Raw genomic sequence first — 15,995 nt, forward strand, 5'->3', positions numbered from 1 at the left:
GAGTTTTATACAAGGACAGGGCATATGGAGCAGATTATTTCACCGGCAGAGGCGCTGCCGGGTCGACGTGAGGCGCTGGTGATAAGCCAGCAGCACGCGGTCAATGGCCACCCGACCCAGGGACCCTGGCCCGAGGGGCTGGAGTCCGCCTGGTTTGGCATGGGGTGCTTCTGGGGCGTGGAGCGCCTGTTCTGGCAGCAGCCCGGCGTCTATTCCACCGCCGCCGGTTATCAGGGGGGCCTGACCCCCAATCCCACCTACAAGGAGGTGTGCAGCGGCCTGACCGGTCATGCGGAGACGGTGCAGGTGGTGTTCGACCCCAGGGTCATCGGCTACGGCGACCTGCTCAAGCTGTTCTGGGAGCAGCACGATCCGGCCCAGGGCATGCGCCAGGGCGGGGATGTGGGCACCCAGTATCGCTCGGTGATCTTCGTCGGGGACGAGAGCCAGGAGGCCATCGCCCAGCAGAGCCTGGCCGCCTTCCAGCAGGCCATGGCGGCGAGCGGTGACGGCCGCACCATCACTACCCGCATCCTGCCGCTGGCGCCCTTCTACTACGCCGAGGATTATCATCAGCAATATCTGAAGAAGAACCCGGAAGGCTACTGCGGCCTCGGGGGGATCGGGGTCTGCCTGCCTCCCAGCCTGAATCGCTGAGTCGCGGACAAGGAGTAAAAAGGGGCCTATCTGGCCCCTTTTTCTTGGAGTAAAAGCTGGTTGAAAGAAAATTGAAAAAAATCTGTCACGGCGGGGAACTTAACTGAACCAGGGCTGACTAATAGGTAGCTACCAAGGATGGCAGCCAAGACCAGACACATTTTTCTTGCCTCGAGATTCATTCAACTTAGACAAGCGCGATGAATTGAAAATGATAGCAAGCAGGGCTGCCCCAGAGGCGGCCCTTTTCATGGGCGGCGTTCTGAGTCGCCCCCTATATGGTCTGTAAAATCAGTGGCTTGGATCGAGTGGGCTTGAGGCCGCGCCAGGCGGCCCTAGCGGATGGCGCTGTCGAACAGGTTCTTGATGAGATCGATGAATTCATCGAGGAAGGCTTGCTGGGCCGGGGTGGGGGCGCGCAGCCAGACCGCGGAGAGCACCTCTTCGAGATCGGCGACCACGGCATCGGCCTCCTGCATGATGAGGAAGCGCACCTTGGCGTCGAGCTGGGGGTTCTGTTCGCAGATGGTCATCAGGTTGCCGGCCACCCGGCCGCTCACCAGATCCTCTATGGTCTGGCTGCCCGTGCCCTGCTGCTGGCTCTCGAACAGGGCCAGACTCTCGACCAGATACTCGATTAGCGCAATGTACCCTTCGCTCTCTACCACCATGATGGCTGCCTTCATTCAATCTGCGGGAAGTGGGCGTATTTTAGTGGCTACCCCTGGCTTGGCAAGCGGCAGTGCAGGCGATGGCGGATAAAACTGACTCCGCCGCGTTCAACGGTTTCCAATCCGGTCTGCTCAAAGCCGTGGCGCAGGAACAACCCCAGGCTGAAGGTGCTCGCCTCCGTGGTGAGCATGCGAAGATCGAGGCGCCGGGCATAGTGCATGGCGGTCTCAAGCAGGCGGCTGCCGAGCCCCAGCCGCTGATGGCTCGCGCTCACATAGAGCAGGCTCAGGTGGCCGTCATCGCTCAGGGTCACAAAGCCGAGGGGCCTGGCTGGCTGGGTACCCTGCTCCGTCATCTGCGCACCCACTTGTTCCGGCGCCTGTTCAATCACCCAGCCATGGTGTTCCTGCAGCTGAGTGACCAGGCCCGGGTGACGGGCCCCCTGGGCCCACTGCTCTACCTGCTCGGGGCTGTAGTGCTCGGGGCCGGCTTGACGCACCGACTGCTCGAACAGGGCGAGCAGGGCCGGGATATGACCCTCGTCCAGAGGAACGACTCGATAGGTGACTGAATTCTGGGATTGAGAGGAGTCAGGCATGGGAGGGCTCATGGTTTGATGGGAGAAGAAGCGTGGGAGGAGGCCTGGGGGCGCTTGGCCTTGGGCAGACCCGCCACAACCCGCTCATAGGAGTGCCGTATCCAGCCCTGCCACAGCTCGGCATCGAGACTCTTGCTCAGGGTGACCGTGTTCCAGTGCTGCTTGTTCATGTGCCAGCCGGGCTTCACCTCGGGGTGGATCTCCCGCAGCAAGAGCGCGAGTTCGGGCTCGCATTTGAGGTTGATGGTCAGGGGCTCGGCCTGCCAGTCCACCAGGGCGAACATCTTGCCGGCGATGCGATAGACCAGGATCTCGGGGCCGAACGGCGTATCTTCGGTGGTGCCGGGCTGGCTTAGCAGGAATTCACGTAACGATACAAGGCTCATACAGGACTCCATGCTGGTCCGATGATAAGTGGCAGCATATTCAGCGGGGCGCCCCATCTGTTAATATGCCAGCCGAGTATATCCCCCAACTCCCCGGGAGCCCATAAGATGTTGTACCACAAGACCTTTGAGCTGAGCCCCGAGCGGGATTGGGTGGTGTTCGTGCACGGCGCCGGCGGCAGCTCCTCCATCTGGTTCAAGCAGCTGCGCGCCTATCGCGAGCACTTCAACGTGCTGTTGCTGGACTTGCGCGGCCACGGCCAGTCCAACCAGTTGCAGCAGGTGGTGCAGGGTCACTACAGCTTCAAGGCCGTGACCGAGGACATACTGCGCCTGCTCGATCACCTGCGCATCCCCCGCGCCCATTTTGTCGGCATATCCTTGGGCACCATCCTCATTCGCCATCTGGCGGAGCTCTGCCCGGAGCGGGTCAAGAGCATGGTGCTCGGCGGCGCCATACTGCGGCTCGACATCCGCTCCCAGACGCTGGTGCAGCTCGGCCGGGTCGGCCAGCACATCCTGCCCTACATGTGGCTCTACCGATTGTTCGCCTTCATCATCATGCCGCGCCAGCACCATCAGGAGTCCCGCAACCTCTTCGTGCGCGAGGCCAGAAAGCTGTGCCAGAAGGAGTTCAAACGCTGGTTCCGCCTCGCCACCGAGGTCAACCCCCTGATGCGCTACTTCAAGGAGCGGGCGCTACCGATCCCGACCCTCTACCTGATGGGGGAGGAGGATCATATGTTTATCGCCCCGGTACGCGAGCAGGTCGCTCGCGATCCCTACAGCCAGCTCGCCATCATCGAAAACTGCGGCCATGTCTGCAACGTGGAGCAGCCGGAGCACTTTAATCGGCAGTCGCTGGCGTTTATATCCAGCCAAACGATCGCGGCGTAAGCCAATTAATTGATAGGGTGGGCGTAGGTTGGGTTGAGCGAAGCGTAATCGAACGAACGGGGAAGAAAGATCTTTTTGGTGGTGGAAATTATTTTATCCAGACTCAGATGTTTACATATAGATGTCGCCCCTTTATTTAAATTTAAAGGGGGGCTTCGTAAATATTCGATTATGCTTTGCTAATCGAACCTACCTCCCTCTGAGTTAGTGATAACAATCTCTTGTAAAATTAAAAAGGGAGCGATGTCATACCTTTTGCTCTAGCCGAGTTCGAATGATACTGGACTACATCCCCATTTTTTTGACGAATTAAAAAGCCCTCCTCTTCCGGAAGAACTGCAACTAAAACTCCTAGAGGATTGGCATTCCCATCATAGATTTCCTCACCAACTTTAGCACGGTCATGCTCTGAAAAGTAAACGCAGTCGTCCTTTATAAAGAAGTGCTTAGGGATTGACCTTGATTTTCTTTCAACATTATTAATTCTACTTTCAAGTGAGCCAATTGCTGATAAAATTAATTGTGTATCACCGGAAACAGTCTGTTTATCTGGCACATTTGCAGCTTTAATCCCAGCCAGTTGAACTACGGAATTAATTACCTTCCCATCTAATTTGGCTGTCTCTTGAAGTGAGACGGATATTTTTGATATATCCTTTTGCACAGTGTCAATTCTAAGCGACTCATCATATTCGATATATCTTAATCCTTGGATGTCAAATACTTTATCTGTTTTCTTGTCTTTTATTAATGTCACTGGTTTATTAAAGGCGTGCCTTATTCCGAGTTCATACATAACATTAGGGTTTCTTGCGCTCAAATCACAAATGACAATATCTGAATCGACAATCATTTGTATTATTCCAATGACGATATAGTCGGTCTTTACTGTATCATCTGCTCTGACAGGGTGATAGCCAGCTTGTATTATTGCAGGTTTTAGTAAATGCTCATATACACGGCTAAAATGTCCACCTTCATAACCATGGGTATCTGCGATTGGCATAATCACAAAACATTTTGGTTTTTCTTTATCTACTTTTTTTTCTGTCACGGAGTTTATTCCTGAGATTCAGCATAGGACTTTCATGAGATTTTTATCGGTCTTATAAGATTCTGATAGAAAATCATATGCAATAGGATTGAAAGGGATCGTGTGAGGACGGTATCAAGCTGGGGAGATTTTGTTGAGCAGAATGTTATCTAAAGAATAAGATTTGAATGTTTTTTTGAAGCCGATCAGATTTTCAAGGCGATCAATACCCCGTCATCTCCAGATAACCCAGCCCTTTGGCATCTCCCTCCACCGTCACAGCTCCCTCCCAGTAGTCGAAGCGGCCGGTCATGGCCTGATTGGGCTGGCGGGCACGGATGGTGAGATTCAGATCGGCAGCTTTTAGTTGCCACTCGATGGGGTAGGGCTGACCCTTGGGGCCACGCCAGGTCTTGCCTGGGGTGAGGGCGATGGATTCGGGGGAGAGCACCCGGCTGCTGCCATCGCGTTCAATCAGGATGCCGTAACGGTTCTCCGGTTCGGGATGGCCTGCCTTGGTGCGAAGGCGAAACAGCATCAGCTCGCGGCCGTCAACAAATTGCAGGGAGAACCAGTCCCAGCCCGCCTGCCAGTCCGCCAACACCGAGCTGCTCCACTCGTGATCGAACCAGCCCTGGCCGCTCACCTTGCGGGTTTCGCCATCCAGGGTCAGGGTGCCGGTAAGCGCCAGGCGGGGGAAGGAGTAGTAAAACGAGGCGTTGCCCGGGCTCTTCTCGCTGTAACCCGATTTGCCTTGCAGCACGGCGGGTTTGCGATTGCTTACCTCAAGTGCCAGCTGGCCGATGGCGCTATCGACGTTGAGGTGCGCCGGGAAGAGCGCATCTCCTTCGGATTTAAGTCGCCACTCCCTTAGCCAATACTCGCCCTTGCTGGCGCCCGCCAGACCCGGCCCCTGGCGACTGGTGCGCTCGTCCTGCAGATGCTTGCCGGTGGCAAGATCCGTGATGGCAAATTGCGCCAGCCAGAGCTGGGGGGTCAGCCAGGGATTGGGGGAGGCGAGCTGCTGATTGGCGATGCCTTGCCGAAATAGCGTCCACTGCAGGCCGTACTCGCGCCCCTGCTCGTCTTTGAGGTTGCCGGTGAGATACCACCACTCGGAGCGATAGTCCGGGTGGGCCGCGTGATCCGTGGGCAAGTTTATTGTTTGCCCCGGTTGTGCCTTTTTAAACTGTTCGCCACCACTGCCGAGCACGGCCCCGAGATCTTGGGCTTGAACGCTGGCGCCCAGCAGGGCATACAAGGCGGCCAGCAGCTTGGCCCGTAGTGAATGCTTCATACCACTCTCCTTGCGGCAAACCAGGAGGCAAGAGCCCCGCACACCGGTGCCAGCAACAGGGCCGTGATGGCGTGGGCGGGGGCGGCTTCGAATGCCAGCCGCCAGCCGAAGGCGCGGGGATTGACCACTTCAATGAGCACCCAGGCGAGGCCATAACCCACCGGCAGGGCGAGCAGGGCGGTGAGCAGCCCCAATCCGGCGCCTTGCCACACCAGCAACTGGCGGCAGCGGTGGGGGCTTAATCCCAGACTCTGCAAGGTCTGCAACTCGGCTTTGCGGGCGAGCCCCAGCACCATAAAGGCGGAGCCGATGCCGACAAAGGCTATCCCCAGGATCAGCAATTTCAGCAGCTCGGTCACCACGAAGGTCTGATCGAACACCTTGAGCGCCGCGGCGTGGATGGCGGGGGCGGGCAAGAGGTTCACCTTCTCCCCAAACTGGGCCCGCAGCCCATCGGCGAGCCGCTCCGGCTGAGGGCTGAAGAGCGCGAGGGATTGCACGGGTCCGGATTCGAAGCCGTGCAAGACCTGCCCCTTGTCGCTGCCGTAATCCTGATAGACGCCGGTGACCTGCACCGATCGCGGGCCCGACTCACTGGTGATCACAAGCCGCTGGCCGACCTTGACCCCGAGGCGCACCGTCAGCGGCTCGCTCGCCAGCACTTCGCCCGGCCCTGCTGGCCAGCGGCCACTTAGCAGGGGATAGGCGGCCTTGAGCTCGGGGATGGCGTCCATCTGGGCCCATTCGATGGGTTGCCCCTGCCAGCGGGCGGGCTGCACCGAGCGGCGGGAGGCAGCGCTGAGCTCGGGGCTTGCGAATATGGCGTCCAGAGTCGGCTGATCCAGCGTGCCCCTGCTGCCCGCCGCGCCCCTGGGGGCGCTCACATAGAGATCCGCGGCGAGGCGCTGGCCCAGCCAGATCTCCACGCTGGTGCGAAAGCTCGACACCATGACGCCGATGCCGATGGCGGCGGCGATGGCGAGTTGCAGCGCCATCACGGCGATGGCGGTGCGATCCAGATGGTATTGGGTCTCGGCGACGGCCAGCCTCAAGGTGAGGCCGCCGCGCCTGCGCCGCAATAGACCCAATACCCAGCGCAGGGCATCCGGCAGCCATAGGGCCATGGCCAGCAGCCAACCGCCGGCGATCAGCAGGGCGCCGGTGAGCCCCGTCTGGGGCAGCCACAGGCAGAGGGCGCAGATCAGCAGGATGGCGAGCGCCAGCAGGCGCCGACGCCAGGGATGGGCGCTTACACGCACCTGGCCTTCGCGCAGTTGCAGGGGCGATTGGCGCAGCAGTGCCCACCAGCCGGGCAGGTTGGCGGCGAGCGTCCCGAGCAGACCCAAGGCTGCGGCCTTGATGAGACCCGTGGGGGAAAGGCGCAAGAGATCGATGGGATTGGGGCCGTAAAGGTCTGCCAGCGCCTGGGTCAGCTGACCCATCAAGCCTTGGGCGAGCAGCACTCCGAGCACCAGGCCAAGCAAGGTACCGACAGAGGCCAAGAGCGCCAGCTCCAGCCCCAACCAGAGCAGCACCCGGCGCGGCGGCATGCCCAGGATTATCAGCTGGGCGAGCTGGGGGCGGCGCACGCTCTGCACGAAGCGCTGGGCGTTGAACACCAGAAACAGCCCCACCGCCATGGCTAGCAGGGAGAGGGCGCTGAGGTTGAGCCCCAGCGCATCGCCGAGCAGGCTGGCATCGAGCGCCGGGCTGATGGGTTCTAGCCAGAGCGGCTTGGGCAGTTTGGCTTGCAGCGCCTTGGCTTCTGCCTCGCTTAGCTTGAACAGGATGCGATCCAGCCGCCCGCTCTTGCCGAGCAGGGGCTGGGCGATGCCGAGATCGGTGAGCAGCAGCCGCTCCATGGGCACGGCGCCGGGCGCGAAGGTGCCCGCGAGCGTCAGCTGGAGTGACCGCTCACCCTGCAAAAAGTGGCGGGTCTCTCCGACGGTCCAACCCAGCCGCACGGCTTCGGGGGTGGCGAGCCAGACGCCGTCGGCCCGCGCCAGGGAAAATGACTCCTTATCGCCGCCTTGTTTGTCCGAGCCGAGCAGAGGGCTCAAGGGGCCCGGGTTCAAGAGATCGATGCCGAGCAGCTGGAAGCTGCGCCCCTGGGCGTCTTTGAGCCAGGCGTGCACCTGGGGCTGGGCCGCGAGGGCGCGCTCGCTGCGCACCAGCGTTACGTAAAGCTGCTCGTCCAGGCCGCCGCTCGGCGCCAGCCGGTAGTTGGCCTCCCCGGCGAGCTGGCTGCGGGCGGCGACGAAGTTGGTCTTGGCGCTCTGGTTGAGCAGCTCGATGGCGACCACCAGTGAGACCCCCAGCATCAGGCCGGTGAGGCTCATCAGCAGCAGCCAGGGGTGGGCGCGGTAGAGGCGCAGCAGCGCCTTCAGGGGCAGCAAGGAGCGGCTCCTTGGGCGGGATCAGGGGTTCGATTCACCACCAGATCAGCCATGGGCCGTGCCCTTGAGTTCCACCAGCCGCCCGCCTTCGAGGCGCAGCACCCGATCGGCCAGGGCGCCATAGGCCGGGTTGTGGCTCACCAGCAGGAGCCCGGCCCCCGTCTCTTTGACCGCCGCCATCATGAGCGCCATCACCTGCGCGGCGTTGTGCTCATCCAGACTGCCGGTGGGTTCGTCGGCGAGCAGCCACTGGGGTTGATGGATGAGGGCCCGGGCCAGGGCGACCCGTTGGCGCTGGCCGCCGGAGAGCTGCTCCGGCCAGGCGTGGCGTTTCTCTTCGATCCCAAGGCGTGTGAGCAGAGCCGTCAGCCGTGCAGGCTCACGGGGCAGGCCGTTGATATCGAGCGGCAGGCAACAGTTCTCCTCCACCGTCAGGGTCGGCAGCAGGTTGAAGTCCTGATAGACGATGCCAAGGTGGCGACCACGCAGGCGGGCCCGCTCGCCGCTCGGCTGGTTGTCGAGGCGGGTCTCATCGAGCCAGATCTCCCCCTTATCCGGGGCAATCAGCCCGGCGATAAGGTTGAGTAGGGTTGACTTGCCAGAGCCGCTCTGCCCCAGCAGCAGGCAGGCTTCACCGGCGTGAAGACGCAGATCCAGCCCCGCAAACAGGGGGGGAGAGGCGGCGTCAGCGTCGAAGGACTTGCTCAGGTTTTTCAGGCTCAGCATGGGATAACCGGTTGATGGTCAATGGCTTTCACAATGTCTGCCACTATGCCAGTTAGTGATCCCGGCTGCAAAAGGGATGAGGATCCTCGCTGGATCCCGCTCGCCAGAGGTGGTTAGAATAGGGGCCTCCATGGGTCACAGGATGAGCAAGGATGTTACACAAGCAAGTCAGTTTTATCGTCGACAGCAAGGGCACCAAGCAGGCTGCCGTGGTCCCCATCGACATCTACAACGAGCTGATGACCCTGCAAAAGGCGCTCTCCGACAACAAACCCGGGGAGCGCGAGCTCTACCACTTCAACGGCAAGGGGGCCGAGGCCCATGGCTACCCTGTGGGCAAGCGGCAAAATCCCGGCTTCATGGTGCAGGCGGGATCCACCGCCAACGGCGAGGATGCGGCCTCCTTGCGCGAGGCGGTGATCGAACTGCGCCTCGAGCTGCTGGATAAAGGGGTGTTGAGCGCGCGGGCCGAGGGGGGCTTCGTGTTTGTGGCCGATCAACTGTTCAACAGCCCTAGCCTGGCCGCCAGCCTGGTAGCGGGCAACAACCGAAGCGGTCTGGACGCCTGGCAAAACAGCGCCGGCTATACCCTCAAGCAGTCGGGATTTGGCAAGAAATAACGGCGGGCGGCGAGGGTTTTCCCTCACGAATCTATGTGCTGTGGCTAAAAGAACGCGGCCCCTCCATTGAGCGAGAGGGGCCGCGTTTTTTAATGGCTCATTTTTTCTTGCCGGTCAGCAGCCAATAGCAGAGCGCCGAGCCAAAGCCGCAGCTGGCGATGGCGATGGCCATGGGTAGGGGGGATTCGGGCGGATCGAGGTTGACCAGGATCCCCACCAGGGCGCCGACTCCGAAGCGCAAGGTGCCGGCCAGCGCCGAGGCGGTGCCCGCGGATTGGGGGAAGTGACCCATCAGGCCCGTCATGGCGTTGGCCCCCACCAGGCTGATGTGACCGACGAACAGCACCACGGGGATGACGATGCCCCAGAGGCCCCCAGTCTGGCTCCAGGCGTTGTAGATGAGCAGGGCGCCCGCGAGCGGCAGCATGGTCAGGCCGTATTGCAGCATACGCTCGGCACCCACCCCCTTCACTAGCCGGCTGTTGACGAAGGTGACCACCATCATCAGCAGGATATTGAGGCCAAACAGCCAGCCGTAGTGCTCGGTCGGCACGTGGAAATACTCGATGTAGACGTAGGGGGAGGCGCTCAGGAAGGCGAACATGCCGGAGCTCGACAGGGCGCCGCACAGCACATAGCCCATGGCGCCGCGGTGGGAGAGCACCCCCCAGTAGTTGCGCAGCACCTGGCCGAGTCTGAGGGGCTGTTTGTGTTCGGGTTTGAGGGTCTCCGGGATCTTCCACTGCAGTACCAGGCAGATGAAGAGGCTGATCCCCACCAGCAGCCAGAAGATCACCCGCCAGTCGCTGTGGGCGCTGATGTAACCGCCCACCACGGGCGCCACCAGGGGGGCCAGCGTCATCACCAGGATGACGAACGACATGGCCCGCGAAAACGCATCCTTCTCGAACAAGTCCCGCAGCAGGGCATTGACCACCACGGAACCCGCGGCGCCGCCGGCCGCCTGCAGCATGCGCCAGGCCAGGAGCTCCGGCAGGGAGTCCGCTATGGCGCAGCCCACCGAGGCGACGGCAAACATGGAGAGCCCCGCCAGGATCACCGGCTTGCGGCCGAAGCTGTCGGCGAGCGGCCCGTAGAACAGCTGGCCGATGGCGAAGCCGCCGAGGAAGGCGCTGATGGTGAGTTGGGCGCCGTCTATGGTGCTGGCCAAGTCCCGGGCGATGGCCGGGATGGCGGGCAGGTACATGTCCACCGCGAGCGGTGTCAGACCCGCCAGGGCGCCGAGCAGGATGAAGAGGAAACGGGGTGAGAGGGTCGAGGCTTGAGGCATAGGCTATCCGTGTCGTGGGCGAGGCGGCAAAGGGCAAGTGTTGAGTCTATCAGCTTTGGCGCCCTAGAGCAGGCTTAACCTGGCCCTGAGGCCGAGGTCTGATCTGCTGCTAGATCAGGGCGCTACCGCCATGTCCTTAAGGCTTACACCTTTGGCCCTAGCCCTGTGCCGTGGTGGCCGGGGCCGGTCGACGGGCGGCATAGGCGACGCGGCCGGCGAGCATGAGCCAGCCGAGTAACCCCAGCAGGGAGAGACCGTTGCCAAGGCGTTCGGGCCAGCGCTGCGTCAGCCTGAGGCTGAGGGTGTGGTTGCCCGCAGGCACCCAGACCTGCAGCAGCCCCTGGCGGTTGGCGCTCACCGTCAGCATCAGCTCCTCGTCCAGCCAGGCCTGCCAGCCGGGGTAATCGTACTGGTGCAGCACCAGCCGGGTAGGGGCGCTGGCGCTCACCGCCAGCTCCAGCCTGCGGGGCTGCCAGGTCAGCACCTTCCAGCTGGCTCCCGCCTGCTCCGTGCTGACGGGGGGCAAAAACTCCTCCTTCCAGGCGAGCAGGCTGGGGGCGAACAGGCCCCCCGGCACCTGGCTGGGCCTGTATTCCCGGGCGCTGCGCTTGCTGTCGAACTCGCTTGCGATGGCGAAGCGATCCGGCGCCTGGGTGAGGGGGGCGTGGCGCACATAGGCGACGGCGCTGGCGAGGGTCAGCAGCAGCAGGCCCCACCAGAGCCACTGCCAGGGCCTGTGGGCCGGGGGGGCGAGGGCCACCACGGCCACCGTCGCCAGGGTGAGCACCAGGTTAAGCCGCCAGGGGAACTGTACCCGCTGCAGGGGAGGCAGAAGCTGCCAGATGGGCTGACTCGGGGGCAGCATCATCAGGAAGGCCGCCACGCCTATGGCCCCCCAACAGAGCAGTTCGGGGTGATAGGGCTCGCGGGTAGCGGCCCAGGCCAGCAGCAGTAACCCCATGGTCAGCACGCTCTGCCAGGCGAGGTGGCCGCGAAAGCGCCAGTCATCCAGGCCAGTGGGCAGGCGATCCAGAAAGTTGCGCCTAAAGTCGAACATGCCGCCACGCATCAGCTCCATGGAGATGGCTCCCTGATCCAGCAGGGCGGGCAGCAGCAGGGCGGCCGCCATGCAGAGCCCGAGCAGCATGCCCCCCAGGGTGAGCCAGCAGGGGCTGAGGGTGCGCCCCCGCCAGGCCTGCCAGAGGGCGCGCAGGCTGATGAGCCCCAGCATCAGCAGCAGGCTGGGCAGGTGGGAGTAAGCCAGCAGCGCCAGGGTCAGGGCCAGCAGGGGCAGGCCAAAGCGCTGGCGCCGGGTGGCGAGATCCTGCCCAAGCAGGATCAGCGGCGCCCAGACGAAGGCCCAGAACTCGGCGAGCGCGAAACGGGCGTAGAGATCCATGGCAAGGTGATAGGGCAGGGCCAGGTAGAGCAGGCTGACCGCGAGGGCCCGGCCCGGGGAGGTGAAGCTGCGCAGCCACAGATAGGCAAAGATCCCGGAGAGCAGCAGCGCCAGACTGGCGCTGGCGAGCAGGGGATAGACGGCCTGGTGGGGCAGGGCGGCAGGGCCCGCAAACAGGGCGCTGACGTAATAGGGGAGCGGCGGATAGAAGAAGAAGGTGGGGCTGCCAAAGCCGCCGTTCATGGCCATCAGCCAGCGGGGATAGAGCTCCCCCTGCCAGAGCTGCTGGGCGAAATAGTGGCCGGAGAGCAGATGATGGAAAAGATCGTGCCCCCGTGTGCCTCCCTGCAGCCAGAGCGGCAGCAGCAGGAGCGTGGAGGCTAGGATCAACACCGGCAGGGCGAGCGCCCACTCCCTCATACCCTTCATCAACGGCCACTCCCTTGGCGAATGCGCAGTGAGTTTAGTCGAGTCGGGAGAGGGAGCCTATAGGGTCTGTTGTCCCCATATGGTGGGCAGGCAGTTCAGCCCTTGCGTGGTATGGCGAGCCAGAGGCCGGGCTCGGCGCCAAAGCGGGGGGCGAACCAGTGTGCCTCGAAGGGGTGGGGCAGGGCATCGGCAGTCAGGGGACGGCGGCTGAGGCGGCAGGCCCCCTGGCTCAGGGCGAGGCGGGCATCCCCCTGATACCAGCCATCGGTGACGGGCAAGGTCGTGCTCTCGCGCAGCAGGCGCACGCCCCACTGGGTCACCAGGGCCGGGCAGTGCCGCTCAGCCATAAGCTTTGCCTGGGCCATGGCGGGCAAGGTGGGCGGGGTCAGGGTGGCGATAAATAGCGCAAGGGCCCCCAGCATGGCGGCGTTCACCACATGTTTCGCCGCAGCCAGCCAGCCAGAGAGCAGGATCAGCCCCAGGTAGACGATGGGCGCCAGGTGGCGGGGATTGTCCGGGTTCTGGCCAAACAGGGTCCAGAGCAGCAGGGCCAGCCAGCCTAGGGTCCAGCTTCTATTGAGAGGTGTTGGCTTGGTCTTTGACCAGAGCGGCCAGAGCAGCAGCCCCATCAGCAGGGGCCAGAGCGGGCCGAGTTGGGCACCGAGGGTCTGGCCCCAGCTCAGCAGCCGTGAGCCGTGGGCCGTCGCCGTGTTGCCCCAGAGATGGAAGTGGCCGTCGGTGAAGCGCCGCCCCTCGGCAAAATAGGCCCAGCCATCCCCTTGCCAGACGAACAGCAGGCAGGCCAGCCCCACCAGGGTTATGGGGGTGAGGAAGGGGAGCCGCTGCCCCCTGTGTTGCCATCCCTGCCAGAGCGGCAGCAGGGCCAGCACGAAGTAGGAGGGGCGAAGGGCCAGCAAGAGCCCCACCATCAGACCCGCCAGGGTGAACCGACGGTATTGCAGTGCCAGCAGGGCAGCGATCCAGGCGGCCAGCGCAGGCCCGTCCGAGAGGCCGGAGAGCGCCAGGGTCGGGGTGAGCGGGAGCGCCATCCCCATCAGCCAGACCGGGGCCAGCAGGGCGGGGCGTTGCCAGAGCCGTGCCGCCAGCCAGGCAGATAATGGGGGGATCAGGGCGCTGCCGAGCAGGCTGGCCCAATGCACGGCGTGGGTGGGATCGTCCACCGCCAGGTTGAGCAGGCGGGCGAGCCAGATAAAGGCGGGGTAGCCGGGAAAGTGGGGGGAGAATTCCAGCACGCTGAAGCGCACCACCCCGTGGGCGAAATTGACGGCATCGTCGGAATCGAGCGCCACGGGGAAGGCAAACAGCCAGCCCATCCAGACCCCTTGCAGCAGGAGCAGCAGCCAGATGGGGGGCGAGCAGGGGGGAACCCAAGGTCGGGGGGTCTCCTTCCCCCTCATCCCCAGCCCTTCTCCCACCGGGGGAGAAGGGAGCAAATAGGCATGCTTGAACACTGATCGGCTGAGGTGATCAGAGGGGCGCCAGCACGGCCATCAGCGCCTGCTCGGCGGCCTTGAACGCCTCGGGATCGGCGGTCTTGGCGCCCACCCCGAACACCCCCGGGTTGCCGATGGCATCCAGCACTTTGGCGAGGGCCCCGTCCGCGGCCTTGCGGTCCCCTTCACTCAGGGAGGGGAGGATGAGATCCAGGAAGCGCTTGCTCTTGACTACCAGCACCTTGGCGGTCTGGTAGTCCCCCAGATTCTGGCCGGCCCCCTCCAGGCGGCGCTCGATCTCGGCCTTGTAGGCGCGGTTGAGCAGTGCTGCGGTCGCAGCCGCATCCTTGGCCTTGATGGCCTCGGCGAGCGGCGCCTGCAGCACCACCTTGTGATGCTGCTCGAGGTAAGCGAGCTCCTCGGTGAGGCTCGCCAGCACGGCGCTGGCATCCTGGCCTTCGCTGGCCGCGGTCAGCAGCTGCTCGCGGGCGTCGATCAGGGGCTCCTTGCCCGCCGCCGCATAGGAGTAGGCCTGGGCCTGCCCCATGGTCGTCAGCAACAAGAGGGCGATAAGAGCGCTGCGTAAGATCATCCTGTTCTCCTTTATCGAGCGTGGCCTCAGGCCACGCTCCGGGTTTCGATCACGGTGTTTTCGTTGCGGTGGTTGAAGGTGACAGGGCGTCTATCCTCTTCCTCTGCCGCCATATCAGGCAACACTCTGGGTTTCGATCACGGTGTTTTCGTTGCGATGATTGAAGATGGCGTGGCGCCTGTCCACCCCGTCGATCACCATGTCGGCGGCCATGAGCCCCATCTCCATGGCGGTGTCGGTGAAGATGTAACGAAAGGTCCCCTGGCGACCGCTCATGATGAGGTTGCCAATGGGCATCAGTTGCTGGATGGCCGCATCCCGCCGCCCCTGATAACCGAGATCCATCAGGGGGTAGGCGTATTCGCTGCGGGCCTCGAAGGTCTCATCGCCAAGCCGGGCAGTATCGACGCCGAGGCTCGCCAGATCCTGGCTCACCCGCTCACGCAGGGTAGCGAGCGGCGCCTGCCAGACCTCGTCCCCGGGATTGCAGGGGACCTCCAGCATGACCGAGGTCTTGCCCGCAGGCGCCATAAAGGGGCTGCGCCGGCGCGGCTCCTGCAAGCGGGTGGCGAGGATATGCGGATCCGAGAGGTACTGCCAGGTGTTGTCCGACAAGTTCTCTTGCGCCAGCGGCATGTTGACGAAACGCAGGGAGCGGTAGTGCAGGTCGCAGGGCAGGCCGAGATGCTGACAGGTGAGCGGCAGGGGCAGGGTGGAGATCACCTGATCGAAGGTCTCGTCATGCTCCACGCCATCTTGTTGCCAGTGTACCCGCTGGATGCGGCCATCTGCCTCGGCGAGGCGGCTGATGGTGGCGCCTGTCTTGAGCTCGACTCCTTCGGCGACCAGCCGCTCGCCTAGCGTGGTGAAGATCTGGCCGAAGCCGTACTTGGGGTAGCGGTACTTGCGGGCATAGGTGCGCACCGAGAGGTTGCCCTTGCGCCTCGGCAGCAGGCGGCGGGCCACGTCTTTCAAGTCGATGAGGCTGATGCGCTGACCGGCCCAGTCGGCGGAGAGGCGGTCCGGGTTGATGCCCCAGAGTTTGCCGGTGTAGCCCTCGAAGAACTGGCGATAGAGGGTGCGACCGAAGTGGCTCTGGATCCACTCGGCGAAGCTCGCCTTGGCAAAATCGCTGGGCTTCCTGGCGAAGGGGAGCAGCAGCAGATCCTTCACCGCCCCCGCCATCAGGGAGAGGGGGGCAGTTCTGAGCAGGTTCGGCAGATTGAGGGGGTAGTCATAGGTGCGCCCGGCGAAGCGGATGACGCTCTTGCGCTCCGCGTGCAGCAGGTCTTCCCCCATCAGCTCGTCGATGAAGGCGAGCAGCTCCGGGTTCTTGGTGATGAAGCGGTGGCCACCGTAGTCGAAGCGGTAGTCCCCACCCTTGCCCGTGAAGCACTGGGTGGCGCACATGCCCCCCACCACGGCCTCCTGCTCGAACAGGGTGACCGCAAATCCCGCCTGACGCAGGCGCCAGGCCGCCATCAGACCGGCCGGACCCGCGCCCAGCACGGCAATCTTCTTACTGCTGTTATCGCCCATCAATCTCTA

15 protein-coding genes are annotated in these 15,995 nt (G+C 63.1%); 3 read left to right on the plus strand and 12 right to left on the minus strand.

What is annotated here, in order from left to right; translation table 11 throughout:
- Nucleotides 1-24 precede the first annotated feature (24 nt).
- Nucleotides 25-657: a peptide-methionine (S)-S-oxide reductase MsrA gene (gene msrA, locus ACT5M9_RS20695; protein WP_457979216.1), complete on the plus strand. Its 633-nt coding sequence runs from the start codon at nt 25-27 to the stop codon at nt 655-657.
- 335 nt (nt 658-992) lie between these two features.
- Here the strand turns inward: msrA and ACT5M9_RS20700 are convergent, their stop codons facing one another.
- The 3 genes from ACT5M9_RS20700 to ACT5M9_RS20710 are packed head-to-tail and all read right to left on the minus strand — an operon-like array spanning nt 993 to nt 2,313.
- Nucleotides 993-1,328, minus strand: coding sequence for a DUF3802 family protein (locus ACT5M9_RS20700; RefSeq protein WP_438549762.1), 336 nt, complete (start codon nt 1,326-1,328; stop codon nt 993-995).
- 47 nt (nt 1,329-1,375) lie between these two features.
- The gene (locus tag ACT5M9_RS20705) at nt 1,376-1,927 is read right to left on the minus strand and encodes a GNAT family N-acetyltransferase (protein WP_457979215.1); all 552 of its coding nucleotides are present in this window, start codon (nt 1,925-1,927) and stop codon (nt 1,376-1,378) included.
- 8 nt (nt 1,928-1,935) lie between these two features.
- Complete coding sequence (locus tag ACT5M9_RS20710; protein WP_457979213.1) at nt 1,936-2,313, minus strand: MmcQ/YjbR family DNA-binding protein; 378 nt, start codon at nt 2,311-2,313, stop codon at nt 1,936-1,938.
- 108 nt (nt 2,314-2,421) lie between these two features.
- Between ACT5M9_RS20710 and ACT5M9_RS20715 the strand changes: the two genes are divergently transcribed.
- Nucleotides 2,422-3,210, plus strand: a complete 789-nt coding sequence (locus ACT5M9_RS20715; protein WP_457979212.1) for an alpha/beta fold hydrolase — start codon at nt 2,422-2,424, stop codon at nt 3,208-3,210.
- Nucleotides 3,211-3,439: 229 nt separating this feature from the next.
- On the opposite strand, the gene ACT5M9_RS20720 is transcribed toward ACT5M9_RS20715, so the two are convergent.
- From ACT5M9_RS20720 to ACT5M9_RS20735, 4 genes are all read right to left on the minus strand, one after another.
- Nucleotides 3,440-4,264, minus strand: a complete 825-nt coding sequence (locus ACT5M9_RS20720; protein ID WP_457979210.1) for a hypothetical protein — start codon at nt 4,262-4,264, stop codon at nt 3,440-3,442.
- 202 nt (nt 4,265-4,466) lie between these two features.
- Nucleotides 4,467-5,540 carry a lipocalin-like domain-containing protein gene (locus tag ACT5M9_RS20725; RefSeq protein ID WP_457979209.1) on the minus strand — a complete coding sequence of 358 codons (1,074 nt, stop codon included), beginning with the start codon at nt 5,538-5,540 and terminating at the stop codon, nt 4,467-4,469.
- Nucleotides 5,537-7,936 (minus strand): ABC transporter permease, encoded by a 2,400-nt coding sequence (locus tag ACT5M9_RS20730; RefSeq protein ID WP_457979207.1) that lies wholly within the window; start codon nt 7,934-7,936, stop codon nt 5,537-5,539. The genes ACT5M9_RS20725 and ACT5M9_RS20730 overlap by 4 nt, the downstream gene beginning before the upstream one ends.
- 45 nt (nt 7,937-7,981) lie before the next feature.
- Nucleotides 7,982-8,662 carry an ABC transporter ATP-binding protein gene (locus tag ACT5M9_RS20735; RefSeq protein ID WP_457979206.1) on the minus strand — a complete coding sequence of 227 codons (681 nt, stop codon included), beginning with the start codon at nt 8,660-8,662 and terminating at the stop codon, nt 7,982-7,984.
- Nucleotides 8,663-8,814: 152 nt separating this feature from the next.
- Between ACT5M9_RS20735 and ACT5M9_RS20740 the strand changes: the two genes are divergently transcribed.
- Nucleotides 8,815-9,282 (plus strand): DUF4357 domain-containing protein, encoded by a 468-nt coding sequence (locus tag ACT5M9_RS20740; RefSeq protein ID WP_011706372.1) that lies wholly within the window; start codon nt 8,815-8,817, stop codon nt 9,280-9,282.
- 97 nt (nt 9,283-9,379) lie between these two features.
- Here ACT5M9_RS20740 and ACT5M9_RS20745 read toward each other — a convergent pair whose 3' ends face one another.
- The 5 genes from ACT5M9_RS20745 to ACT5M9_RS20765 form a co-directional block, all read right to left on the minus strand.
- The gene (locus ACT5M9_RS20745) at nt 9,380-10,573 is read right to left on the minus strand and encodes a Bcr/CflA family multidrug efflux MFS transporter (RefSeq protein WP_457979204.1); all 1,194 of its coding nucleotides are present in this window, start codon (nt 10,571-10,573) and stop codon (nt 9,380-9,382) included.
- 157 nt (nt 10,574-10,730) lie between these two features.
- Entirely contained in the window at nt 10,731-12,401 is a 1,671-nt protein-coding gene (locus ACT5M9_RS20750) for a putative glycosyltransferase family protein (RefSeq protein WP_457980581.1), read from the minus strand.
- 95 nt (nt 12,402-12,496) lie between these two features.
- Nucleotides 12,497-13,762, minus strand: a complete 1,266-nt coding sequence (locus ACT5M9_RS20755) for a hypothetical protein (protein WP_457980580.1) — start codon at nt 13,760-13,762, stop codon at nt 12,497-12,499.
- Between the two features lie 127 nt (nt 13,763-13,889).
- The gene (locus ACT5M9_RS20760; protein WP_457979202.1) at nt 13,890-14,447 is read right to left on the minus strand and encodes a hypothetical protein; all 558 of its coding nucleotides are present in this window, start codon (nt 14,445-14,447) and stop codon (nt 13,890-13,892) included.
- 114 nt (nt 14,448-14,561) lie between these two features.
- A complete protein-coding gene (locus tag ACT5M9_RS20765) occupies nt 14,562-15,986 on the minus strand; it encodes an FAD-dependent oxidoreductase (RefSeq protein WP_457979201.1) in 1,425 nt (474 codons plus the stop codon).
- Nucleotides 15,987-15,995 lie beyond the last annotated feature (9 nt).

This window comes from Aeromonas sp. AE23HZ002T15, assembly GCF_054165525.2.